The sequence below is a fragment of the Hyphomonas sp. BRH_c22 genome, from assembly GCF_000961795.1.
GTDB lineage: Bacteria > Pseudomonadota > Alphaproteobacteria > Caulobacterales > Hyphomonadaceae > Hyphomonas.
This window is the reverse complement of record NZ_LADU01000072.1, coordinates 1-23238: the sequence shown is the minus strand read 5'-3', so window position 1 is coordinate 23238 and position 23238 is coordinate 1. Positions and strand designations below refer to the sequence as shown.

The window sequence follows — 23238 nt, the reverse complement described above, 5'->3', positions numbered from 1 at the left end:
TCGACAAGGGCAGGCGCGGCGGCCTTGTCGGAGGCTTGACCGGCCGTCAGGGACAGGCGGATCGGCAGGCCCGCCTCATCAACCACGGCATGGATCTTGGTGCTCAGTCCCCCACGAGAGAGACCGATGGCGTTATCCGGGCCCCCTTTTTTCCGCCTGCGGCGTGCTGGTGGGCCCGGATGATCGAACTGTCGATGAAGGCCATAGATTCGGGAGATCGCTCCGCCAAGGCATTGAAAACATTGAGCCAGACGCCTGCCTTCGCCCATCTGTTGAAGCGATTGTACACCGTGGTGTAAGGGCCGTAGCGCTCCGGCAGGTCGCGCCAGGGCGAGCCGGTCCGCAGAATGTAGAAAATCCCATTCAGCACCCGCCGGTCATCGGCGCGGGCAACCCCGCGCGGTTTGTTCGGCAGAAGCGGCTCAACGATCTGCCACTCGGCATCGCTCAAATCAAAACGGGCCATGATCCATCTCCTCTCACGAGAAGGGAATCATGAACCCACTCAATTGGGAATCCTGTTTATGAGTACAGAACCTAGGCAGATGCAACAAATGGCACGCCATTGGCATGGCGCCTCATTGACGCGCTGCCATCATACCGCCATGTTGGCAGGCGATAGAAGGATCTGACATGACCCAAAACGCATCAGGCCTGTTCCCATTCAATCTCGCTGGCGCCGCGCGCGGCGGGATCGCCCTTTTCCTTCAGGTCATGATCGGCATGCTGCTTGTGGTGGCCGCTGGCATGTTTGCCGTGATGACAGCCATCGCCGGACTGATGCTCGCCGGGGCAGCCCTTGTCATGCGTTTTACAGGCCGCCGCCCGATGCCTGCGCCCAGGGCGCCATCCGAAGACGAGCCGATGACGCTCAATGCCCGCCGCACACCCCGCGGCTGGACCGTGGAATAAGCACCCGACAATCTGCAATCAAATAGCGGTCTAGCGATCGAACAGTTTCGAGACGCTTTCCTCGTTCGCAATACGGCGGATCGCTTCGCCGAGCAGCGGCGCGATGGGCAGGATGCGAATGGATTTCGATTTCAACGCTGCCTCTGAAGGCTGGATCGTGTCGGTCATCACCAGTTCGTCCAGGACCGAATTCTCGATCCGCTTGACCGCTTCGCCCGACAGGACGCCATGCGTGACATAGGCCGACACGCCCGTTGCGCCATGCTCCTTCAGCGCGGTGGCTGCATTGGCCAGCGTGCCGCCGCTGTCGCACATGTCGTCCAGCATGATGCAATGCGCGCCTTCGACCGAGCCGATAATGTTCATCACTTCCGACTTGCCCGCTTCCGGACGCCGCTTGTCGACAATGGCCAGATCGGCATCGATCCGCTTGGCCAGCGACCGGGCGCGCACCACGCCGCCCACATCCGGCGACACGACAATGATCTTCTGGCCTGCGAAGCGTTCCCTGATATCGTCCACCATGACCGGTCCGCCGAACAGGTTGTCGGTCGGAATATCGAAAAAGCCCTGGATCTGGCCGGCATGGAGATCGACAGTCAGCACGCGGTCAGCCCCCGCCGAGCAGATAAGGTTGGCAACCAGCTTGGCAGAGATCGGCGTACGGCCATCGGTCTTGCGGTCCTGGCGCGCGTATCCGAAATAGGGGATCACAGCCGTAATGCGCCGGGCCGAGGCGCGCTTCAGCGCGTCCATGCAGATTAGCAGCTGCATCAGGTTGTCATTGGCGGGGTAGGAGGTCGACTGGATCACGAACACGTCTTCGCCGCGAACATTCTCGTCAATGCGGACAAATATTTCCTGATCGGCGAAGGATTTGACTTCTGAACGTGTAAGCCGTGTGTCGAGATAGTCGGCAATGGCTTCGGCCAAGGGGCGGTTCGCGTTGCACGTTAGAAGTTTCATTGTCTCATTACCCCTGACTGCCCGGCACCCAAGTGGCTTTTGAAACAAAGTCCTGCGAGTCGCAACCGGCAAAAGACGGCAGGATGCAGTGCGCAGGCCATGAACCGGCATGCGCGCTGAATCAGCAACACTCTGCGGCTGCGCGATCAGTCCCGCAGCAGGATCACTGACCCGTTGCGCCCGTAATCGGCTTCGCCGCGATGATTGCGGCGCCGGTTGGAAAAGTATTCCGCCTCGATTGCGCACGTATCATGGCCCACATCCGTGACGGCCCCGATGCCCACCGTGTCCAGCCGCTGGCGCGCAAAGCCGGGCAGGTCGAACTGGAACCGGTCGCCCTTTCCGGGGCGAAACAGCATCTCGCTGCCGGGCTGGCTGGTCATGAACGTGTCCCGGAATTCGGGTCCGACCTCGTAACTTGCCTGGCCGATTGTCGGGCCGATGGCCGCGTGGATGCGCGCGCGCTCGGCGCCCAGTTTCGTCATAGCCGACACCGTGGCTTCCAGCACGCCGCCCAGCGCACCCTTCCAGCCGGCATGCGCCGCGCCGATCACGCCGGCCTCGGCATCTGCGAACAGGACCGGCGTGCAATCTGCCGTCAGGATGCACAGTCCAATGCCGGGCCGGTTGGTCACCATGGCATCCGCCTGCGGCCGGTCTGTCCAGGGCGCATCAACCGGAACAACGCTGGCGGAATGAACCTGGTAGCAGGACAACAGGTGGCGCGCGCCCAGCGTGGCGGCGACAAGCGAGCGGTTGCGGGCAATCGCGTCCGGCCTGTCGCCTGAACCTTCGCCGACATTCAGGCTCTCATAGAGGCCCGTGGAGACGCCGCCCTGACGGCCGAAAAAGCCGTGAGCGATGCCCTGCAACCGTGCGAGGCCCGGACAGGTGCTGAACGGTATTGCCATCCCCGTATCGGTGAAAGGCGCGGCGGCCGGTGTCAAGTCCGGCCGCCATGCAGGGGCCTAGTAGTGATAGGCGCTCTCGCCATGGCTGGATGCGTCGAGGCCCGCCTCTTCGGCCTCGGCACTGACCCGCAAGGGCACGAATAGCTTGATGCCCGCAAGCAATACGATGGTGACCAGCGCCGAATAGGCAGCGACGGCCACAACGCCCAGCAGCTGCACGCCAAACTGGCCCATGATGGATGCCTCCCCCAGGCCCGGCGCCATCGGGCCGACGGATGCGAGGAAGGGAATGGCCAGCGTGCCAAGTACCCCGCCGACACCATGAACCGCGAACACGTCCAGGCTGTCATCAATGTGCATCCGGTTGCGGATCAGCACGACGGCGCCGTAACAGACCACAGCCGCCAGTATGCCGATCACGATGGCGCCGACCGGGCCGACAGAGCCTGCCGCAGGGGTGATGGTTGCCAGACCTGCCACCATTCCGGTTGCGATGCCGACAAGGGTCGGGCGCTTGAAGCTGACCCATTCGATGCACATCCAAACCAGTGAGGCGGTCGCGGCCGACATGTGCGTCACCAGCATGGCGCGCGCCGCATCGCCATTGGCGCCCAGCGCCGAACCGGCATTGAAGCCGAACCAGCCGACCCACAGCATGGACGCGCCCAGCATCACGAAGGCCGGATTGTGCGGCGGGTGCATATCTTTCGGGAAATTCTGGCGTTTGCCCAGCATCAGCGCGAAGACCAGCGCTGAAATGCCCGCTGTCGTGTGGACGACCACACCGCCAGCAAAATCGGTCAGGCCCCGCTGCGCCAGCCAGCCCCCGCCCCATACCCAGTGCGCCACCGGCGCATAGCAGACCAGCATCCACAGGCCCGAAAAGATCAGAACGGCCGCGAAGTTCACCCGCTCGGCAAACGCGCCAAGGATCAGCGCGGGCGTGATGATCGCGAACGTCATCTGGAACATCATGAATAGGGCTTCAGGAATGGTCTGGCCGTCCAGCGGCGCCGCTGTGATGCCCGCTGCAAAGCTTTTGGCGAAACCGCCGAAGATTCCGCTGCCGCCCGGGCCGAAGGCAATCGAATAGCCGACAGCCAGCCAGAGCAGGCTCATCAGGCAGGCAATGGCGAAACACTGCATCAGGACCGAAAGCAGGTTCTTCGACTGGACAAGGCCGCCATAGAAGAGCGCGAGGCCAGGCAGGGTCATGAACAGGACCAGCGCAGTCGATGTCAGGATCCAGGCGGTGTCGCCCGTGTCAGCGAAGGCGGGCGATGCGACGAGCCCCGCCATTAGTGCGAGCACGCCTGCGCGCCTCATGGAAATCATGACCCCGGTCAATGCAGCCTCCCTTGGCATTTACTGGCGCTTCGTTGCGCTCTGCTGCACTTCATTCGACAGAACGGCTGCGGGAACAACCGGAAATCCATCAGGGCCGCCGATTTCGAGACGGTCAGTCGTCATTCTGCAGCATTACGCGGCGGGCCGGAACTGGCAGGCTGCACACGTCCAGCACGCGCGGCGGCGTGTGAATAAAGGCGTCGATACCGGAATAGTCGCGCTTGGATGTTTTCAGGGCGTCCCATTCCGCGCCGGGTGTCGCCATGACTTCGTAAGCTGGCCGGGCATCCGCCGGCAGGTCGGCCGCCAGAGCGATGGACACGATCTCATTGCCCGACAGCCGCTCGGCGCGCGCCGCGAAGGCTGCCTTTGATGCCGCTTCGCCCTTCTCGAACAGGCCCGGGTAGTTTTCCTCGGCCTCCGGATCGACCCGCTTCAGCCGGTGCACATTGTCCATGCCGTCAATCACGCGGCCGAACACGGTATAGTTGCGATCAAGATAGCGCCTGGGCCCCAAAGGGATGAAGAATTCGATCGACCCGGTATCCGGCCCCGCATCGCGCGCCATGCCCAGCGCGCCCGTGCAGTTGAGCAACCATTCCTGCTCGCCCTCCCGGCCGATAGCAAAGCCGCCGCGATGGCCGGCTGTTGCGGCAAACAGGTCGGCATTCCCGAGAGGCGCAAATCCGTCAGCAGGCGTTGTCCGTTCGGCTTCCAGCGGCAGGAGCGGCCAGTCGGTGAGGCGCTGCTCGAACTCGAGACCCGCCTGCGCAACGTGTCCCTCAATCACCCGATAGAAATACTCGCCTTCGAACACGCCGGACCGGACCGCCGCGCGAAACTGCGCGACGTGGGCCGGCGCGGCCTCTGCGGCGAGTTCGATGGCGACGGTGCCGGTCGTGGTTTCGAGCAGGACAAGATTCTCCGGCGCAACCGGGCGCCACGGCTCCATGACACCCTCCGCGTGCCCCTGCTCACCCCCGACGCACCCCGTCACCCCCACCAGCATGGCCGCGACCGCCCACTTGCCCCACATGCCTTACACCCCTGCTAATCACGCCTCTGGCGCCCGGACGCCTTGCCTGCTAAGCGCCTGCGCCATGTACCAGATAACCGCCAAAGGCGCACGGGCGCCAATCGAAACTGCGTGGGATGCGCTTGCCTGGGCCGATCCCTCACCGGCCGGAGCTGTCGATGCCAAGGAGGACGGCCGGGTCGCATGGCGGCTCGATGCCTTCACCGAAACGCTCGAAGAGGCTGAGGCATGCGTTGAAATCATTCAGGAAGTATCCCCTGAACTGGTCGCGCGGATCGAGGAACTTGAAGATCGTGACTGGGTCACCCTGTCGCTCGAAGGCTTGCCGCCTGTTGCTGCGGGGCCGTTTTTTGTCGCGGGCAGCCATGCCCTCGCCAAGATGGCACCGGGTAAGATTGCGGTCCTTATCGAGGCCGGCCCCGCTTTCGGAACGGGCCATCACGGCACCACGCTCGGCTGCCTCCTGGCACTGGACGAGGTGCGCCGCCGGCGCGCCATCGGTAAAGTGCTCGATCTTGGAACAGGATCAGGCGTTCTTGCGATTGCCGCCATGAAAGCAGGCGCCCATTCGGCCATCGGCACGGACATTGATTTCGACAGCGTGCGGGTCGCCAACGAGAACGCGGTCAAGAACCATGTCACCGGTTTCACGGCCCTGCACATCACAGGGGCAAACACGCCGCGTATCCGTCAGGGGGGGCCCTATGACACGGTGTTTGCCAACATCCTGATGAAGCCCCTCATTGGCCTTGCCCCCACCATCGCCCCCCTTACTGCCCCTGGTGGCACCATCATCCTGTCCGGCCTGCTGCACCACCAGGCCGCGCCGGTCCGCAACGCCTTCGCGTCGCGCGGCCTCAGCTTTCAGCGGCGCATCAAGCAGGATGGCTGGTCAACGCTCGTCTTCCGAAAACCCTGACCTCCCGCCTTTCCATGATCACGCTGCAGCGGTAAGACTGCAGGCATGAGACAGACATTTGACATCAAGGGCGGGCCGCAAGACGGCCGGGCCCATTTGCCGCTCCTTCGCAAGGAGCTTTCCGCCATGAAACTCGACGGCCTCTACGTGCCGCACGATGATGAATACCAGAATGAATACCTGCCTGATGCCAATGAGCGTCTGGCATGGGTCAGCGGTTTTACCGGCTCATTCGGCAATGCATTCATCTTCACGGATCGCGCCGTGCTGTTCGCGGACGGCCGCTACACGATCCAGGCGGCAGACCAGACCGACCCGGACCTGTTTGAAATCCAGGGCATTCCGGAGCCAGGCGCGTTCGGCTGGCTGAAAATGCAGGACATGACGGGCAAGACCATCGGCTATGACCCGAAACTGGTCAGCCCGAATGAAGTGGCGCTGCTGAAACAGGCGGCGGACTCTGCGGGCGCCAACCTTGTGGCTGTGGCCGAAAACCCGATTGACCGGGCCTGGGCCGACCGCCCGGACCAGCCCTCGGCGCCCGTGGTGGCGCATGCCGTTGAGTATGCCGGCATGGAACATGCCGAGAAACGCGCGCTGATCGGCCAGTCCCTCAAGGCGGACAGGGCCGATGCCGCGGTGATCACGTCGCCTGCGTCAATCGCCTGGGCGTTCAACATTCGCGGCGGCGATGTGAGTTGTACGCCGCTGCCGCTCGGACGCGCGATCCTGCGCGCTGACGGGTCGGCCGATCTTTTCATCGACGAAGCCAAGGTCAGCGACGATCTGCGAGCCCATCTCGGCAATGGCGTGACGGTCCGGCCATTGTCACAGCTGGAAACTGCGCTCGGCGATCTCAAGGGCAAGACGGTCAGCGTCGACCCGGACATTGCGTCGGCCTGGTTTTTCGACACGCTGGAGGCGGCGGGCGCGACGGTTCTGCGTCAACGCGACCCGGTCGCCCTGCCGAAGGCGTGCAAGAATGCGGCAGAGATCGCTGGCACGACAGCCGCGCACGCGCGCGATGGCGTGGCCCTGACGCGCTTCCTGCACTGGCTCGATACAGAGGCCCAGAGCGGCAAGGTCACCGAGATTGACGCCGTCATGCAGCTGGAAGCCTTCCGCGAAGAACTGAACGCGCTGAACGACCTGTCCTTCCCGACCATTTCGGGCGCTGGCCCGCACGGCGCGCTGCCGCACTATCGTGTCTCGACAGCGTCGAACCGCGTGCTTGAGCGCGGCTCGCTCTTCCTCGTGGATTCCGGCGGCCAGTATCTCGACGGGACCACTGACGTGACCCGCACCGTTCCGATCGGCGAAGCCAGTGACGACATGCGGCGCCATTACACGCTGGTGCTGAAGGGCCATATCGCGCTGGCTGCCGTGCGCTTCCCGCAGGGCACGACCGGTACGCACCTGGATGTGCTGGCCCGCCACGCACTCTGGCAGGCCGGGCTCGACTACCAGCACGGCACCGGACACGGCGTTGGCGTCTATCTCGGCGTCCATGAAGGCCCGCACCGGATTGCCAAGCCGTGGAATGCCGTGCCGCTGGCGCCCGGCATGATCGTGTCGAACGAGCCGGGCTATTACCGCGAGGGCCAGTACGGCATCCGCATCGAGAACCTGCAATATGTCACACCGCCTGCTCCGGTTTCGGGCGGCGAAATCGACATGTTGGGATTTGAATGCCTCACCTTCGCGCCGCTCTCGCGCGACCTGATCGTGACAGGCCTCCTGTCCGGCGAAGAACGGGCCTGGGTCGATGACTATCATGCGCGCGTCCGGGACCTCTTGTCCGGCAAGCTCGACGGCGACGTGAAGGCCTGGCTGAAGGCTGCCTGCGCACCGCTCTGATCCCGGGCGGAAGATTCTAGTTGTTCTTGTTTTGTTCCAATGCTATTGGAACAAGCATGATCCTGTCCATATCGATCCGTGATTTCGTTCTGATTGACCGCCTGGATATCGAGGCCGGTGCGGGCTTTACCGCGCTCACGGGTGAAACGGGTGCCGGCAAGTCGATCATTCTTGATGCCCTGTCGCTGGCCATGGGTGCCGGTGCTGACCGGTCCTTCATCCGGGCTGGCGCCGAACAGGCCAGCGTGGCGGTCGAGTTCGGTCCGCCGGCCCGCCACCCGGTCTGGAATGCGCTGCAGGAGCAGGGTATCGAGGCGTCGGTCGATGAGGCACTGACCCTGAAACGCGTCGTGCGGGCCAGTGGGCCTGCACGGGCCTTCGTGAATGACCAGGCCGTCAGCGCGGCCTTCCTCGCCGAGGTTGGTGAACTGCTTGTCGAGATTCATGGCCAGCATGCGGCATCGGCCCTGATGCGTCCGTCGATGCACCGGCGCCTGCTGGATCAGTTCGCGGGAAACGAAAAACTGCTCGGCGCATGTGCCGATGCATTTGACGCGCTCGAAGCGGCGCGCGAGACGCGCAGCCGGCTTGAGGCTGAGCAAGCCGACGCGATCGCCACGCGGGAATGGCTGATGCAGGCGGTCGAGGAGCTTGAACGCCTGGCCCCGGTGGCCGGCGAGGCCGAAGCGCTGACATTGCAGCGCGTGCGCCTGATGCAGTCGGAACGGGTAACGGAATCTGTCAGCGAAGCCGAAGCGGCGCTTGACGGCGCCGATATCGATGCGGCCCTTTCGCGGGCCTCGCGGGCGCTCGAACGGATTTGCCGCCTGCCCGGGTTTGACGGGTCATCGGAATCCCTGCCGGAAGCGGCAAGGATTGCAGCCGAGGCTGTCGAACGGGCGCTGATCGAAGCGCGGGAAGCCAGCGCGGCCGTGTTCGGTCTGGAGCGATTGATCCATCACGATACCGAGGCACTGGAGGCAGCAGAAGCACGCCTGTTCGCCTTGCGGGCACTGGCCCGCAAGCATGCCACGGAAGCGGAATTGCTGCCGGACCTGCTATTGCGCTTGCGCAGTCGCCTCGATCTCGCCGAGGCAGGCGAGGATGCACTGATCGCCGCGCGCAAGGCGGAAACCTCCGCCAGGGCGCGCTGGCATCAGGCGGCGGAAAAGCTGACAGCCACGCGCAAGGCGGCCGCAACCCAGCTCGAAAAGGCCATTGCAAAAGAGCTTGCCCCCTTGAAACTCGGCCGGGCGACGATCCTGATCGGCGTTCATGCGCTGCCGGATGGCGAAGGCAGCGCACAGGGCGCAGACCGGGTCGAGTTTGAGGCAGAAACCAATCCCGGTGCCGGGTTCGGCCCGCTGCGCAAGATCGCGTCGGGCGGCGAACTTGCCCGGTTCTCGCTCGCGCTCAAATGTGCACTGGCCGAAGCCGGCTCGGCGCAGACCCTGATCTTCGACGAGGTCGACCAGGGGGTTGGCGGGTCGGTCGCGGCAGCCGTTGGCGAGCGGCTCGTCCGCCTCGCGGGCGCAAAGCAGGTCTTTGCGATCACGCATAGCCCTCAGGTCGCAGCCTCGGCAGCGGCGCAGTGGCTTGTTGAAAAAGACCATGACCAAAAGTCTGGCGGGACGCGCGTTCGCGGGCTAGATGACAGTGCGCGGCAGGAAGAGATTGCCCGAATGCTCTCAGGCGCCGAGGTCACGCAAGAGGCCAGAGCCGCCGCAGGGAGGTTGCTGGAGGATGCATGATCAAGCCGGTCCCCGTCGATGCGCTGACGCCTGAAGCCGCAGAAGAAGAACTTGCGCGGCTCGCTGAGGCGATCCGCGAGGCGGACGAAGCCTATTACCGTAATGACGCGCCGGATCTGACAGACGCGGAATATGATGCCTTGCGCCAGCGCAACCTCGCCATCGAGGCACGGTTTCCGGAATTGCGGCGCGCCGACAGCCCGGCTGACCGGGTCGGGGCCGGGGCGGGGGAGGGCTTCGCCAAGGCGGCGCATGCCGCGCCCATGCTGTCGCTCGACAACGCCTTCTCCGATGAGGACGTCGTGGAATTCGTGGCCCGGATCCGCCGCTTTCTCGGACTGGATGAAGGAGAGGCTGTCGCCCTGACCGCCGAGCCCAAGATTGACGGCCTGTCGCTGAGCCTGACCTTTGAGAATGGCCAGCTCACGCGCGCGGCCACACGCGGCGATGGGCAGGTCGGGGAGGATGTCACGGCGAATGCCCGGACGCTCTCAGACATTCCTGCAAAACTGAACGGCAAGGGGTGGCCGGACCGCATCGAGATTCGCGGCGAGGTCTATATGAGCCATGCCGATTTCGCGGCGCTGAATGCGCGTGAATCCGAGGCTGGACGAAAGGTCTTTGCCAATCCGCGCAATGCCGCCGCCGGCAGCCTGCGCCAGTTGGACGTCGGGATCACGAAATCCCGCCCGCTCAGGTTCTTTGCCTATGCCTGGGCCGCCGCGAGTGCGCCCTTCGCGGCCACGCAGACCGAAGCGGTCGCCCGGTTCGCTGACTGGGGGTTCCAGGTGAATCCCCTGATGACGCGGTCAGATTCAGTCGATGGGTTGATCAAGGCCTACCGGGATCTCGAGCAGAGCCGGGCAGGCCTCGGCTACGATATCGATGGTGTCGTCTACAAGGTAGACCACCTCGACTGGCAGCAGCGGCTCGGCTTTGTCAGCCGCGCGCCGCGCTGGGCGATTGCGCACAAGTTTCCGGCCGAAAAGGCCACGACGGTTCTGGAAGGAATCGATATCCAGGTTGGCCGCACAGGGTCACTGACCCCTGTCGCGCGTCTGACGCCGGTGACGGTGGGCGGTGTCGTTGTGTCCAATGCAACGCTGCACAATGAAGACGAAATCGCGCGTCTCGGGGTGAAGGTCGGAGACACTGTCGAAGTCCAGCGCGCAGGTGATGTGATCCCGCAGGTCTTGCGGGTGGTCGCGGACGGGGGTGGTGCGCCGTTCGAGATGCCTGATGCGTGTCCTGTCTGCGGGTCAGCCGCAGTGCGCGATGTCGACGACAAGGGCGAGACCGATGTGCGGCGGCGGTGCACCGGGGGCCTCGTCTGCCCTGCGCAGGCGGTGGAGCGGCTGAAGCATTTCGTGTCCCGGAAATCGCTGGACATTGATGGTCTCGGGGCCAAGCAGGTCCAGCTTTTCTACGAAAAGGGGGTTGTGCGGGCGCCGCAGGATATATTCCGGCTCACGGCGCGGATTGCCGAGGCCGGCCTTCCGCCTCTGGCGGAATGGGACGGGTTCGGGCCTGCATCTGCGGCCAAGCTGATCGCCGCCATTGACGCGCGCCGGAATGTGCCGTTCGCCCGGTTCCTCAATGGTCTGGGCATCCGTCATGTGGGTCAGACGACGTCCAACCAGTTTGCCCGCCATTTCCTGTCCTGGAAAACATTCTGGGCGGCTGTGGAAGATGCGGCTGAGCAGGGGCCTGACAGCGAGGCTTTTGGCGAATTGATGGGGATTGACGGCATTGGCGGGGCCGCTGTCGGCGCCCTGTGCGTGTTCGTGACGGAGCCTCACAATCGGGAGATGCTGTCGGCGCTCTTGTCAGAGGTCATGGTGCAGGACGAAACCGCCGCAGCGAGCGACAGCCCGGTCGCCGGCAAGACGGTCGTCTTTACCGGAACGCTGGAACAGATGACGCGGGACGAGGCCAAGGCGAGGGCAAGTGCGCTGGGCGCCAAGGTCTCAGGATCGGTTTCGGCCAAGACCGACATTCTGGTCGCAGGGCCAGGCGCCGGATCGAAACTTACCAAGGCGGAATCCCTCGGCGTGAAAACGCTGACGGAAGCAGAATGGCTCGCCTTGATCGCGGATGCGTAAGACCTATTTGCCGCCCGGAATGATCTTCTGAATCAGGGTCCGGCGCGGCGCCGAATCCGCCTCGGGATCAAGGCCTTCCTTGGTCAGGAGGCGGTAGCTCATCTTGTACCAGTCGCTGCCCGGGTAATTGTACCCGAGTGTGGCGCCCGCTGCGAGCGCCTGATCGCGCAGGCCGAGGGTCAGGTAGGATTCGACCAGGCGATGCAAAGCCTCGGGCGTATGCGAGGTCGTGTCATAGGTGGTGACGACCTTTTTGAACCGGTTCACGGCAGCCAGCGTCTGGTTAGAGCGCAGGTACCAGCGGCCGATCTCCATTTCCTTGCCGGCAAGCTGGTCATTGACCATGTCGATCTTCAGGCTCGCATCGCGCGCATAGGAGCTGTTGGGAAAGCGCCGTGTCACGTCCTGAAGGGCCGACAGGGCGAGTTCGGTTGTCCGCTGGTCGCGGCCGATATCGACAATCTGGTCGAAATAGCTCACGGCGATGAGATAATAGGCGTAATCAGCTTCCGAGCCGCCCGGGTGGAGACTCAGGTATCGTTGAGCGCCCGCTATGGCTTCATCATAGTCGCGGGCCTGGTAAGACGCATACGCGGTCATGACCATCGATTTGCGGGCCCACTCGGAATAGGGGTGCTGGCGCTCGACCTCGTTGAACAGGAGAATCGCGCGGTCAAAGTTGCGCTTGTCGAGTTCCTGGGCGCCCTGATTGTACAGCTGCTCGACCGGACGCTCGATATAGGCGAGCTCCTGCTTGCGTTTATTGGCAGACTGGCACCCGGAAACGGCGACAATACAGGCCAGGATCAGGAGGCTCGGGCGGAGTTTCAGAAGGGACATGCCGGTCGGGAACTTTCAGCTGTGAATGTCTACAGCCTGATTAGCCTGAACTGCGCCGGATTTCCAAGGATCATTGTCAGGCGGCCGATTATGAATAGGCAATGCAGGCCCTTGCTTCAGACGGCGGCGCGCGCGCGTTCACTGCTGCGGGTGTGAAGGTCCGCGTCTGTTTCCCAGCACCATGCCGACGGAGTGGCGAGGAGTTTGCGAACCAAAGCGTTATTCAGGGCATGGCCGGGCTGGACGGCGTCATAGCTTCCGGCGATCGGCGCGCCGGCCAGCATCAGGTCACCGACGGCATCGAGCATCTTGTGGCGCACGAATTCGTCTTCGGCGCGCAAGCCTTCCGGGTTTACCACTGCACCGTCTTCCAGCACGACTGCATTATCCAGCGAGCCGCCGCGTGCGAGGCCGATGGACCGCAGCATGTCTACGTCGCGGGCAAATCCGTAAGTGCGTGCGAAGGCCAGGTCGCGGGCGAACATGCCTGGCGCAAGGCGAAGGGCCATCTGCTGGATGCCGATGACGGAATCGTCGTACTCAATGCGGGCGCGTAGTGTGAGCAAAGTGTCATCCGAGGGTGACAGGGTGGCGCGCTTGGGCCCGTCAAGAATTTCGATGCGTTCAAGAATCCGGATGCGGCGACGCGGGGCCGATTGCGTTTTCAGGCCGGCCTGCAGCAACAATTCGCAATAGACGGCCGATGAACCATCCATGATCGGCACTTCCGGACCGTCAATCTCGATGATGAGATTGTCCACACCCAGTCCGGCAAGTGCCGCCATCAGGTGCTCGACAACGGCGACAGAAACCCCCGCCTCGTTCGTCAATGTCGTGCCAAGGCGCGTGTCGGACACCGAATCGGCGTGCGCATGTATCTCGATATCGGCGGCATCCAGATCCGTCCGGCGAAACACGATGCCGGTGCCGACAGGTGCAGGCTTCAGAACAAGCCGGGCTTTTTCGCCGCTGTGAACGCCGATTCCGGCACATACGGCCGGACGTTCAATTGTCTGTTGCATCTGCACGCCACTCAACACCGCATCGACCCTCCGCTAAAGGCTCAATCTGGATGTGGTTAAGCGCCAGCACAAAACACGCCTTGTTTCGGCGTGTTACAAGAAGGGCTGCAACTCACGTTACAGCCCTGTAAAATATCAAAAATTTTTGCAACAATCGCGATTGTGCCGATTGCATTTTCCGCCGAAAAATCAGTGATTTGCCGATCGGCGCAGGAAAGCCGGTATTTCGAGGTCGGCATCATCGAATGGGGCAGCTTCCGGATGGTCGTCGGGAGACGAGATGATCTGGGCCGGCACGGATGTTCCGGGTGCGTCGTCATTCTCGCCTTGCGGGTTCCGGCGCCAGCCGAACAGGTGGGAAAACCCGGAAGAACCCTGTTCCGGGCGGGCCTTGTCCGGGGCAGGGGCTTCCTTGCGCGTTCCGAAGACGGCATCAGCGGTCACTTCGTCCTCGCCTTCTGCGCCTTCATAATGGTCTGCAGGCAATGGCTGGCCCGAAAAATCCGAGCGCGGGTCGCTCTCTTCAGAGCGGAGCACCGGCGCATGGCCGGTGATGACCACAGGCCGGTCTTCGCCTGGCGCCTGCGCCTCGACGACTTCGTCGGCAATCGGCTCGGCGATGGGCTGGCGCACGGTGTCGCGGATCGTTTCCGGTGCTGGCTGAGTACTGGCTTCCGTGTCGAGACCTGCTGCGACGACAGATACGCGGATCTTGCCTTCCAGCTCGCTGTCAAAAGCCGAGCCGAGGATGATGTTGGCGTTCGGGTCGATCTCGCGGCGGATTTCGTTGGCCGCCTCATCGAGTTCGAACAGCGTCATGTCATAGCCGCCGGTAATGTTGATGAGGACGCCCTTGGCACCCTTGAGGCTGACTTCGTCAAGCAGCGGATTGTCGATCGCTGCCCGGGCAGCTTCCAGGGCGCGTCCTTCGCCTTCTGCCTCGCCCATGCCCATCATGGCCGAACCCATGCCGCGCATGATCGAGCCGACATCGGCAAAGTCGAGGTTGATCAGGCCGGGCATGACCATCAGGTCGGTGATGCCGCGGACGCCTGAATAGAGAACGTCATCCGCCATGCGGAACGCTTCGGCAAAGGTCGTGCGGTCATTGGCGATGCGGAACAGGTTCTGGTTCGGCACGACGATCATCGTGTCGACATTGTCGCGGATTTCGACAAGGCCGAGGTCTGCCAGCGCCATGCGGCGGGCGCCTTCAAAGCCGAACGGCTTGGTCACGACCGCGACCGTGAGGATGCCCATTTCCTGCGCGAGGCGTGCGATCACAGGTGCAGCGCCGGTACCGGTGCCGCCGCCCATGCCTGCCGCGATGAAAACCATGTGCGCGCCTTCAAGGTATCCCTTGATTTCGTCGATCGACTCTTCGGCGGCTTTTGCGCCGACTTCCGGGCGGGCGCCGGCACCAAGGCCTGCGGTGGTTTCAGGGCCGAGCTGGATGCGCTGTTCCGTCTTGGAACGGAACAGGGCCTGCGCGTCCGTATTGGCGACGATGAACTCGACGCCCTGCAGGTTCGCCTCGATCATGTTGTCGACTGCGTTGCCGCCTGCGCCGCCAACCCCGAAGACGAGGATCCTGGGCTTGAGTTCATGTGTCATTCGCGTACCTCAATATACATTTCAGGAACCGGTATGAGAGGCACCTTGGCCCCACACGGCTAAAAGACAGTTAAGTGAGCGCAAAAGGCGTCAGAAATTTTCTTTCAGCCAATGGAACGCCTTGTTCACTGCTCCGCGCCCGGATTCCGCTCCGCTTTCCTTCGACGCAACGCCAGCCCGCGCAGCGTCCACAAACCCCAGTTCGGAATACAGTAGCAGACCTGACGCTGTAGAAAAAGCAGGTGTTCCCAGCGTTTCCCCGAGAAATTCAGCAATGGTCGGACGGCCGAGCCTGACGGGCGCATTCAGGATGCGCGTGGCAACGTCGCGCACGCCCGAAAGCTGGCTGGCGCCGCCGGTCAGAACCACGCGGCGTGGAAGTACGGATCGTACACCACTGGAATCGAGGATTTTTTGCACGAGTTCGAAGGTTTCCTCGATACGCGGTGCGATGATTTCGGCGATGGCGCCTTTTTCCATGCGCATGCCATGCAGGCGGCCATCATCGCCAAGGCGCGGGGCCTCGATGCGTTCAGCCAGACCGGGGCCTTCGAGATTGGCTGTGCCGTAGACCGATTTCAGGCGCTCGGCTGCCGCGAATGTCGTGCCGATACCCTGGGCGATGTCGCTGGTGACATGCGTTCCGCCAGCCGGAACAAGGCCGAGCCAGGCCGGCGAACCATTGAGATAGACTGACACAGCGGTCACTCCGGCGCCCATGTCGATGCAGATCGCGCCATTATCGATTTCGTCGTCGATCAGGGTGCCCGCCCCGCTGGCGATGGAAGAGGGAACAAGGGCCGAAATCCCGAGATGCGCGCGGCCCACGCATTCGACGAGGTTCTTGATGATGGGGCGCGGCGCCGTGACGACCGAGAGAAGTATGCCGAGCTGCTCGGCATACATGCCTGCGGGTTGGCGGACCCCCTCCTGCTGGTCAACCCGGTAAGCGACCGGCCAGGCGGACAGAACGTCGACCCCCTTGGTGGGGATCCTGGTCAGCGCGAGGGCCTGGAGACGCTTGATTTCCTTGTGGGTGATCGCACGTCCGCCAATGTCGATGGATGCCGTGACCAGTGTGCAGGCGAGTTTGGGGCCCGTGATGCCGAGAATGACTTCGCTGATCTGTTCGCCCGCTTCGCGCTCGGCGTCTTCAACGGCAAGGCGGATGGAACGTTCAAGCCCCTCCATGTCAGTAATGGCACCGCCATTGAAGCCGCGCGATTGCTGACGCCCGCCGCCCAGGATCTGGAACCGGCGCGGGCCCGACCCGTCATTGCGCCCGATCAGGCAGGTGATCTTGGAACAGCCAATATCCAGCGCCGCCACCGTGCCAGTGCTGCGGGAGCCATTGAGGGCGATGCGTCTGGACTGGACATTTGCCATCAGGAACGGGCTGCCTCTGCGAGTTTGCGGGTTCCGGCACTCTGGGCAGGGGACAGGTAGACCCGGCCCTTGTTGCGCAGGTCAATCATGGTGACCGGGCGCTGCATGAGGGCTGTCCGTGTCTGCAATTTTGTCAGGCGGGCGAGGGCGCTTTCCATCGCGTCGTCTTCCGGCAGGCGGACGGTTGCGCCGTTCACCAGGCGGACATCCCAGCGCCGGTCAGCAATGCGCGTTGCGATGGCAAGGCGCGCGGAGACATCCGGCGCATCCTTCAACGCCTTGACCAAAGCGGGCGCGGCACTGGGTGCGCCCTGACCGGCGAGGCGCACCAGTGTCTTGAAATCGGTCGAGTTGGCGTCCGGCAGGATGCGGCCGAGGCCGTCCACCACTGTCCAGTCCTTGCCGTCATGCCACAGGGCGACCGGTTCGGCCGCGTCGGCGATGATCACGATCTGGCCGGGCCACAGGCGGTGAACGCGCACGTTCAGCACTTTGCGGGTGGATTCGACGCGGCGGCGGATCAGCTGGGGATCTGCGCGGAACATGTTCTCCCCGGGTTCGATCATGGCCGCAGCGCGCACATCGTCGGCAAGGGCCGGATTCTGCTCCAGGCCCAGCACGGAAACATCGTTCACCGAGACGCCGGCCATGCGGGCGGTGTCATCGAGAAACCCGCCGAAGCGCGTTTCGATCTGCGAAAGGGATCCGCCCATCCATGCGGCCGTGGCGACGACAATCGCCACCAGCATGACAAGCCCGAACAGCACGGACGAGACGCGGACCTCCTCGCCTGTCGTCTCATCGACGATGGTGGCAGGGCGGCGGCGCGAGCGGGAAGGGACTGACTGGTTCCGGTTTACCTTTGGCATGAGGCATCCTCGATCATCCAGACAACAAGCGCTTCGAAGGACATGCCAACGAAAGCGGCCTGCTCGGGGACAAGCGAGGTGGGCGTCATGCCAGGTTGGGTATTTGTTTCCAGGATCACGAGGCGGTCTCTCTTGTCGTCATAGCGAAAGTCGGATCGCGTCGCGCCCCGGCAGCCCAACGCCTGATGTGCCCTGAGCGCTGCGTCCATTGCGGCTTCGGTCACGTGTGCAGGCAGGTTTGCCGGGATCACATGCTGCGATCCGCCCGCCTGATATTTCGCATCAAAATCGTAATAGTCCCTTAAGGTCGTGATCTCGGTAACAGCGAGGGCCCGGTCGCCCAGAACACCGACGGTCAGTTCGCGTCCGGGGATGAATTCCTCGGCCATGAGATTGTCGCCATAATGCCATCCGGCCCCGAGCAATTCCTGCGGCGGCGTATTGGCGCCTTCGCGCACGATCAGGACACCGAAGCTGGATCCTTCGGCGACGGGTTTGACCACGTAGGGCGGCTTCAGGGCGTGGCTGGCGGCCGCCTCTGCGCGGGTGACCCGCCTGTCTTCGGCAACCGTCAGGCCTGCTTCGCGATAGACAGACTTCGATTTCAGCTTGTCCATGGCCAGCGCCGAGGCGAGGACGCCGGAGTGGGAATAGGGAAGGCCCATGAATTCGAGCAGGCCCTGCACGCAGCCATCTTCCCCCCACGGGCCGTGAAGCCCGTTCAGGACACAGTCCGGCGCAGCCTCTGCAAGCTGGATCGCAAGATCGCGTCCGGCATCGATATCGATCACGTCATAGCCTGCCGCGCGGGCAGCCTTGGCCATCTGCCGGCCGGATGACAGGGAGACTTCCCGCTCGGAAGACCAGCCTCCGTAAATGACCGCTACGCGTTTCATGGCCAGTCCTTCTTGCTTATTGTGTGCGGATTTTCTGCCGCTTGCCTTCGCCTGTGCCGCACGAAAGCGGCACGAGTCAGGCGAAACCCGATCATGATCCACTTCAAGTTACGAAAAAGTCACCAAACAGGCATTGCCAACATATGACTACATGCGTAGTCAGTGCATATCGATAGACGATGAAAGTGACGGCCAGTCCCGTTGTTTTCCAGAAAAAAATGCACCGTTGAGGGAGAGCCGAATGAAACACCGTGCGCCGATGTATGCAAGCGTGATTCTGGCCCTCGCGGCGCCGAATGCGCACGCCGCCGACCTGGCGGCCGCAAGCAGTACAACCGACAAAACGGTCTATTCAGCGCAGGATTTTGCGCAGTTTGCTCCGCGTACAGCGCTCGACATCGTTCAGCGGATTCCCGGTTTTTCCATAGACAGCGGGGACAGCGGTTCGCGCGGTTTCGGCCAGGCAACCGGCAATGTCCTGATCAATGGGCAGCGGGTTTCAGGTAAATCGAATGATGCGGAATCCATGCTCGGGCGCATTTCCACGCAAAATGTCGACAAGATTGAAGTGCTCGACGGAACCGCGCTGGGCATCCCCGGGCTGTCCGGCCAGGTCGTGAACGTGACGACCCGGGATTCAGGAGGCGTTTCGGGCACATGGCACTGGAAAGTGCGCAGCCGGGAGAACCTGCGCCCGACCTTTAATGATTTCGGCGGGACGGTCTCAGGCCAGGCAGGCGCGCTGAGCTGGGCGCTGGCAGCAGAGAGTGATCCTGAACGCGGCGCCAGCGCCGGGCCGGAACGGATCACCGATGGCGCAGGAAACGTGATCGAAACGCGGAAGGAGGATTTCACCCATGACGTGGAAGCTGGATCGCTCGCCGGATCACTCGCGTGGAGCCCGGACAACGGCGCCGTCGCAAACCTCAGTGCCAAGTTTGCGGCCTACCAGCCCGACGAGAAAGAAGTGTCAAAGCTGTTCCCTGTGAGCGGCGCAGTTGGACGCCGCCTGTTTCAGGGCTCTGAAGATGAAACCCTTGCCGAGATCGGGGCCGACTATGAACGTGGCTTCGGACCGGGACGCCTTAAGGCAATCGCCCTCGTCCGCCGCGAAGACAGCCCGACAGTCGACCATGTTCTGCGCGGAAATCTGGATGGCACGGGAATGTCGGAATCGGTGTTCGAGCAGACCGTCGAAGAGGGCGAATACATTCTTCGCAGTGAATATGCCTGGGTGCCGTCGGAAGGCCGCGATTGGCAGGTCTCTCTCGAAGGCGCCTTCAACTTTCTGGATGCGGAAGCGGCCCTGTTCCGTTCGACCGGCGGCGCCCCGCTCGCCGAAGTGGCCTTGCCGAATGCCAACTCGCGCGTGGAGGAGCAACGCGGAGAAGTGTCGGTCACACATGGCCGTCTGCTCTCGCCAGGCCTCAACCTGCAGGTTTCGCTGGGCGTGGAAATGTCGGAACTGTCCCAGTCGGGTGATGCGGAGAACCTGCGCACCTTCACGCGCCCGAAGGGATTTGCCAGCCTGTCCTGGCAGGTTGATCCAACGCTTCAACTCGTCACGCGGATCGACCGGGAAGTAGGCCAGCTCGATTTCTTCGACTTCATTTCCTCGGTGAACCTGAACCAGGGCAATGGCAGCGAAGGCAATTCCGAGATCGTGCCGGAGCAGGCCTGGAAGCTGAGTATCACGGCGGAGAAAGACCTGAAGGACTGGGGCGCTGCGACACTGACCCTTTTCGGATCGGATATTGAAGACATCGTGGACAGGATTCCGATCGGAACCGGCGATGGCCCGGGCAATATCGATACAGCCTGGCGTGTGGGCGCCGATCTGGATGCGACGCTCAAGCTTGCGAAGCTTGGATTGCCGGGAACCGAACTGACATTTGGCGGTGAGTGGCGCGATTCCCGTGTCAAAGATCCCCTGACCGGTGTCGAAAGACCGATCAATGGCAGCGACATCTACCACTTCACTGCGGAACTGCGCCGTGACATTCCAAAAACGGACTGGGCTGTCGGGGTCTATCTGGAATCGTACAATGGAAATCCTGAATACACGCTCAATGAGCGCTTTCATTCAGGCAGTCAGCCACCCTTCTCGTACGCCTATGTCGAGCACAAGGACCTGATGGGGCTGACGGGAAAACTGGTCGTCGCGAATCTCCTGGACCAGCATGACTGGCTGCGCAGGGATATTTACGAGCCCAACCGGCTCGGCGCGATCGTACGCTCTGAATCGCGGACCCGCCATTTCGGACCGATCTTCACGTTCGAATTGAACGGCACTTTCTAGCCCGGATCAGGCAGGAAGCTGGAGCCGTCCGATCCGGCGCACTTCCCAGCGCAGGTCTATGCCTTGCGTATCAAGCACGCGTGCGCGGACGAACTCGCCGAGCGCTTCGAGGTCTGCCGCCGTGGCGTTCCCTGTATTGATCAGGAAATTGCAGTGCTTTTCCGAAACCTGCGCGCCGCCGACGCGCAGGCCGCGGCACCCGGCAGCATCGATGACCTTCCAGGCTGACCGCTGATCGGGCGTTCCGGGCGGGTCAGGATTGGCAAAGGTGGAGCCTGACGTCTTGTCGCGAATGGGCTGCGTTTCGGCGCGCCGTGCCTGTAGGGTTTCGATGTCGGCCAGGATGGCGTCCGGATCGTCTGTGCCATCGCCGGACAGGAGGAGGCGGGTGACGATGAAGTCTTCCGGCAATTCGGAATGGCGATAGTCCATCTTCAAGGCCGGAAGACCGTATTCGGCCCTGTCACCCTGGTAGGCGACCGGCTCGCCTGCGCGGGTGATGCCTTCCAGCTTGTTCAGGACGTCCTTCAACTCGCGGCCATAGCACCCGGCATTGGTGCGTGTCGCCCCGCCGATCGAGCCGGGAATGCCGGACAGGAATTCGAGGCCGCGCGTGCCATTGGCCGCCGCCGCCCTGGCGACCGCGAGGTCGAGGGCACCTGCCCCGGCCGACAGGGTGGTTGCGTTGACTGCGGAAACCTCGCCCCAATACTTGCCCATCAGCCGGATGGTGACGCCTTCGATGCCGCCATCGCGCACGATCAGGTTTGATCCGACGCCCAGCGTGGTCACCGGAACGGCCGGGTCGAGTTCACGAAGGAACAGCGACAAATCCTCCGCATCGGCCGGCAGGAACAGCCAGTCGGCCGGGCCGCCCACCCTGAACCACGTATAGGGCGCGAGACTGGCATTCTGCAGGATCTTGCCCCGAACCGGGGGGAGGGACGTGTCGGTTTTCACGCTGCTGGGGTCGCCGGACTTGGGGCCCGTGTCAAGCGGGGTGCGCAAGGGTGGTTGCCCAATATCTGTGCGTGAACCGGGCGCGGGTCATCAGGTTGCCGTTTTGGGAACCTGAACGGCTGGCACGGGTTGACCCCATGGGCCGAGACTAACAGCATCATCTTCGGCATTCAGCAGCAAGAAGGACGGACATATCGCTTCAAGGCAACCACTTCGGCTTCGAATACGCTGGATGAAACGATTTCGTCCGCCGGTGCTGCTGGCGCTTGGCGCATTGATTTGCGGTGCCGGCCCTCATGTCCTGCCGCCCAGGTTCATTCTGCCCGACTACCTGATCGATCCGCTGGCCGTGCTCTCGCGCGTGCTCCTCGTCGGAGCAATCGGCTGGGCCATAACGACCTTTGTCGATGGCCTCACCAAGCGCCGCCTGTCACACCTCAAAATGGACCAGCCGGACGATTTGACGGCCCGCAAGCTTGCGACGCGGCTGGATGTGACGCGCCGTGTCTGGGTCGTGCTCGGCGCGATTGTCACGCTGGCGGCCGCCTTCACCGTCATTCCCGGCGTCAGGCAAATAGGCGTCAGCCTGTTCGCATCGGCCGGGATTGCAGGTCTCGCACTCGGCATTGCGGCAAGGCCGCTGCTCAGCAACCTGATCGCGGGTCTGCAGATCGCCTTCACGCAGCCGATACGGATCAAGGACGCCGTGGTGATCGAAGGGGAATGGGGCTGGATCGAAGAGATCGGCCTGTTCTATGTCGTCGTGAAGATATGGGACTGGCGCCGTCTCATCGTGCCGGTGTCCTATTTCACCGACAAGCCCTTCCAGAACTGGACCCGGCAAACCGCCTCCATCATTGGCAGCGTGTTCTGGTATGTCGATTATACCGCGCCGATTGACGCCATGCGCGAGAAGCTGACCGAAATATGCAAGGGCACACCCTTGTGGGATGGGGATGTCGTCAACCTGCAGGTCACCGAAACGCGAGACAATGCAACATTGACGATCCGGGCGCTGGCCAGTGCGCGCAATTCGCCGGAGGCCTGGGACCTGCGCTGCCATATCCGTGAGCACATGATTGCCTGGCTGCAGGCCGAGCATCCCGAAGCATTGCCGCGTGTGCGGGCCGAAGCGCAGTTTCAGGACATGTCGGAGGGTGTTGGCGCGCAGGCGGGAAGCTGATCAGGATCCGGGGCGTCTGGCGGATCCCGGCAGGGCGGCGAGTTCCTGCGCCTGGCTCACCCATTTGTCGCGCTGGATACGGCCCTTGAAATGCATGAGCTTTTCATCGACCCAGTCCACGTCCTGCGCGCTCCACTCGGCGACCTGCCAGAAGTAGAACACGCCGATTTCATGCAGCAGTTCGCACAGCATGGGGCCGACACCATTGATCCGCTCAAGATCGTCAGCGTCACCGAAAGCGGCTTCGACCAGCAGGTTCGCCTCGTCATCTTCCCGGCGGGCGGCATTGATGGGGTCAAGGTCGCGCGGGGGTGGGGGTGCGGGGGTGACAGGAGGTGGAGCGCGGCGTTCGGCGGCGGCGGGGGGGC

The 23238-nt window shown here is 63.1% G+C and carries 18 protein-coding genes and 2 pseudogenes; 7 read left to right on the top strand and 13 right to left on the bottom strand.

Annotated features, from left to right (window positions below; genetic code table 11):
- Nucleotides 1–466 (bottom strand): annotated as a pseudogene (locus VR74_RS09635) (IS5 family transposase); the annotation flags it as partial.
- Nucleotides 467–633: 167 nt separating this feature from the next.
- On the opposite strand from VR74_RS09635, the gene VR74_RS09630 reads away from it, so the two are divergent.
- Nucleotides 634–912, top strand: coding sequence for a hypothetical protein (locus VR74_RS09630; RefSeq protein ID WP_045696241.1), 279 nt, complete (start codon nt 634–636; stop codon nt 910–912).
- A 30-nt stretch (nt 913–942) separates the two neighbouring features.
- On the opposite strand, the gene VR74_RS09625 is transcribed toward VR74_RS09630, so the two are convergent.
- The 4 genes from VR74_RS09625 to VR74_RS09610 form a co-directional block, all read right to left on the bottom strand.
- Nucleotides 943–1878 (bottom strand): ribose-phosphate pyrophosphokinase, encoded by a 936-nt coding sequence (locus VR74_RS09625; RefSeq protein WP_045696239.1) that lies wholly within the window; start codon nt 1876–1878, stop codon nt 943–945.
- A 146-nt stretch (nt 1879–2024) separates the two neighbouring features.
- The gene (gene pgeF / locus VR74_RS09620; protein ID WP_045696237.1) at nt 2025–2789 is read right to left on the bottom strand and encodes a peptidoglycan editing factor PgeF; all 765 of its coding nucleotides are present in this window, start codon (nt 2787–2789) and stop codon (nt 2025–2027) included.
- A 57-nt stretch (nt 2790–2846) separates the two neighbouring features.
- The gene (locus VR74_RS09615) at nt 2847–4088 is read right to left on the bottom strand and encodes an ammonium transporter (protein WP_366462395.1); all 1242 of its coding nucleotides are present in this window, start codon (nt 4086–4088) and stop codon (nt 2847–2849) included.
- A 160-nt stretch (nt 4089–4248) separates the two neighbouring features.
- Nucleotides 4249–5172 (bottom strand): peptidylprolyl isomerase, encoded by a 924-nt coding sequence (locus tag VR74_RS09610; RefSeq protein WP_299950046.1) that lies wholly within the window; start codon nt 5170–5172, stop codon nt 4249–4251.
- Nucleotides 5173–5236: 64 nt separating this feature from the next.
- Here VR74_RS09610 and VR74_RS09605 point away from each other — a divergent pair, with 64 nt between their 5' ends.
- Genes VR74_RS09605 through ligA form a run of 4 tightly spaced genes read left to right on the top strand, consistent with a single transcriptional unit; the run spans nt 5237 to nt 11801 of the window.
- Nucleotides 5237–6091, top strand: coding sequence for a 50S ribosomal protein L11 methyltransferase (locus tag VR74_RS09605; protein ID WP_045696236.1), 855 nt, complete (start codon nt 5237–5239; stop codon nt 6089–6091).
- Between the two features lie 45 nt (nt 6092–6136).
- Nucleotides 6137–7948, top strand: a complete 1812-nt coding sequence (locus VR74_RS09600) for an aminopeptidase P family protein (protein ID WP_045696234.1) — start codon at nt 6137–6139, stop codon at nt 7946–7948.
- Between the two features lie 56 nt (nt 7949–8004).
- Nucleotides 8005–9699, top strand: a complete 1695-nt coding sequence (gene recN, locus VR74_RS09595; protein WP_045696232.1) for a DNA repair protein RecN — start codon at nt 8005–8007, stop codon at nt 9697–9699.
- On the top strand, nt 9696–11801 hold the full coding sequence (gene ligA / locus VR74_RS09590; RefSeq protein ID WP_045696230.1) for an NAD-dependent DNA ligase LigA: 2106 nt from the start codon (nt 9696–9698) through the stop codon (nt 11799–11801). The genes recN and ligA overlap by 4 nt, the downstream gene beginning before the upstream one ends.
- 3 nt (nt 11802–11804) lie before the next feature.
- Here the strand turns inward: ligA and VR74_RS09585 are convergent, their stop codons facing one another.
- From VR74_RS09585 to VR74_RS09560, 6 genes are all read right to left on the bottom strand, one after another.
- Nucleotides 11805–12641 carry an outer membrane protein assembly factor BamD gene (locus tag VR74_RS09585; protein ID WP_045696229.1) on the bottom strand — a complete coding sequence of 279 codons (837 nt, stop codon included), beginning with the start codon at nt 12639–12641 and terminating at the stop codon, nt 11805–11807.
- Between the two features lie 116 nt (nt 12642–12757).
- Nucleotides 12758–13663, bottom strand: a complete 906-nt coding sequence (gene lpxC, locus VR74_RS09580; RefSeq protein WP_045696227.1) for a UDP-3-O-acyl-N-acetylglucosamine deacetylase — start codon at nt 13661–13663, stop codon at nt 12758–12760.
- A 189-nt stretch (nt 13664–13852) separates the two neighbouring features.
- Nucleotides 13853–15277, bottom strand: a complete 1425-nt coding sequence (gene ftsZ, locus VR74_RS09575; protein ID WP_045696226.1) for a cell division protein FtsZ — start codon at nt 15275–15277, stop codon at nt 13853–13855.
- A gap of 90 nt (nt 15278–15367) precedes the next feature.
- Nucleotides 15368–16663, bottom strand: coding sequence for a cell division protein FtsA (ftsA, locus tag VR74_RS09570; protein ID WP_045696224.1), 1296 nt, complete (start codon nt 16661–16663; stop codon nt 15368–15370).
- Nucleotides 16663–17532 (bottom strand): cell division protein FtsQ/DivIB, encoded by an 870-nt coding sequence (locus VR74_RS20800; protein WP_299950044.1) that lies wholly within the window; start codon nt 17530–17532, stop codon nt 16663–16665. Before VR74_RS20800 ends, ftsA begins: the two co-directional genes overlap by 1 nt.
- Nucleotides 17520–18428 (bottom strand): D-alanine--D-alanine ligase, encoded by a 909-nt coding sequence (locus VR74_RS09560; RefSeq protein ID WP_045696223.1) that lies wholly within the window; start codon nt 18426–18428, stop codon nt 17520–17522. Before VR74_RS09560 ends, VR74_RS20800 begins: the two co-directional genes overlap by 13 nt.
- Before the next feature lie 241 nt (nt 18429–18669).
- Between VR74_RS09560 and VR74_RS09555 the strand changes: the two genes are divergently transcribed.
- Complete coding sequence (locus tag VR74_RS09555; RefSeq protein ID WP_299950043.1) at nt 18670–20727, top strand: TonB-dependent receptor; 2058 nt, start codon at nt 18670–18672, stop codon at nt 20725–20727.
- Between the two features lie 6 nt (nt 20728–20733).
- On the opposite strand, the gene murB is transcribed toward VR74_RS09555, so the two are convergent.
- Nucleotides 20734–21687, bottom strand: a complete 954-nt coding sequence (gene murB, locus VR74_RS09550) for a UDP-N-acetylmuramate dehydrogenase (RefSeq protein ID WP_045696246.1) — start codon at nt 21685–21687, stop codon at nt 20734–20736.
- Nucleotides 21688–21919: 232 nt separating this feature from the next.
- On the opposite strand from murB, the gene VR74_RS09545 reads away from it, so the two are divergent.
- Nucleotides 21920–22870 carry a mechanosensitive ion channel domain-containing protein gene (locus tag VR74_RS09545; RefSeq protein WP_045696219.1) on the top strand — a complete coding sequence of 317 codons (951 nt, stop codon included), beginning with the start codon at nt 21920–21922 and terminating at the stop codon, nt 22868–22870.
- On the opposite strand, the pseudogene VR74_RS09540 reads toward VR74_RS09545, so the two are convergent.
- Nucleotides 22871–23238: pseudogene (locus VR74_RS09540) on the bottom strand (NADH:ubiquinone oxidoreductase); the annotation flags it as partial.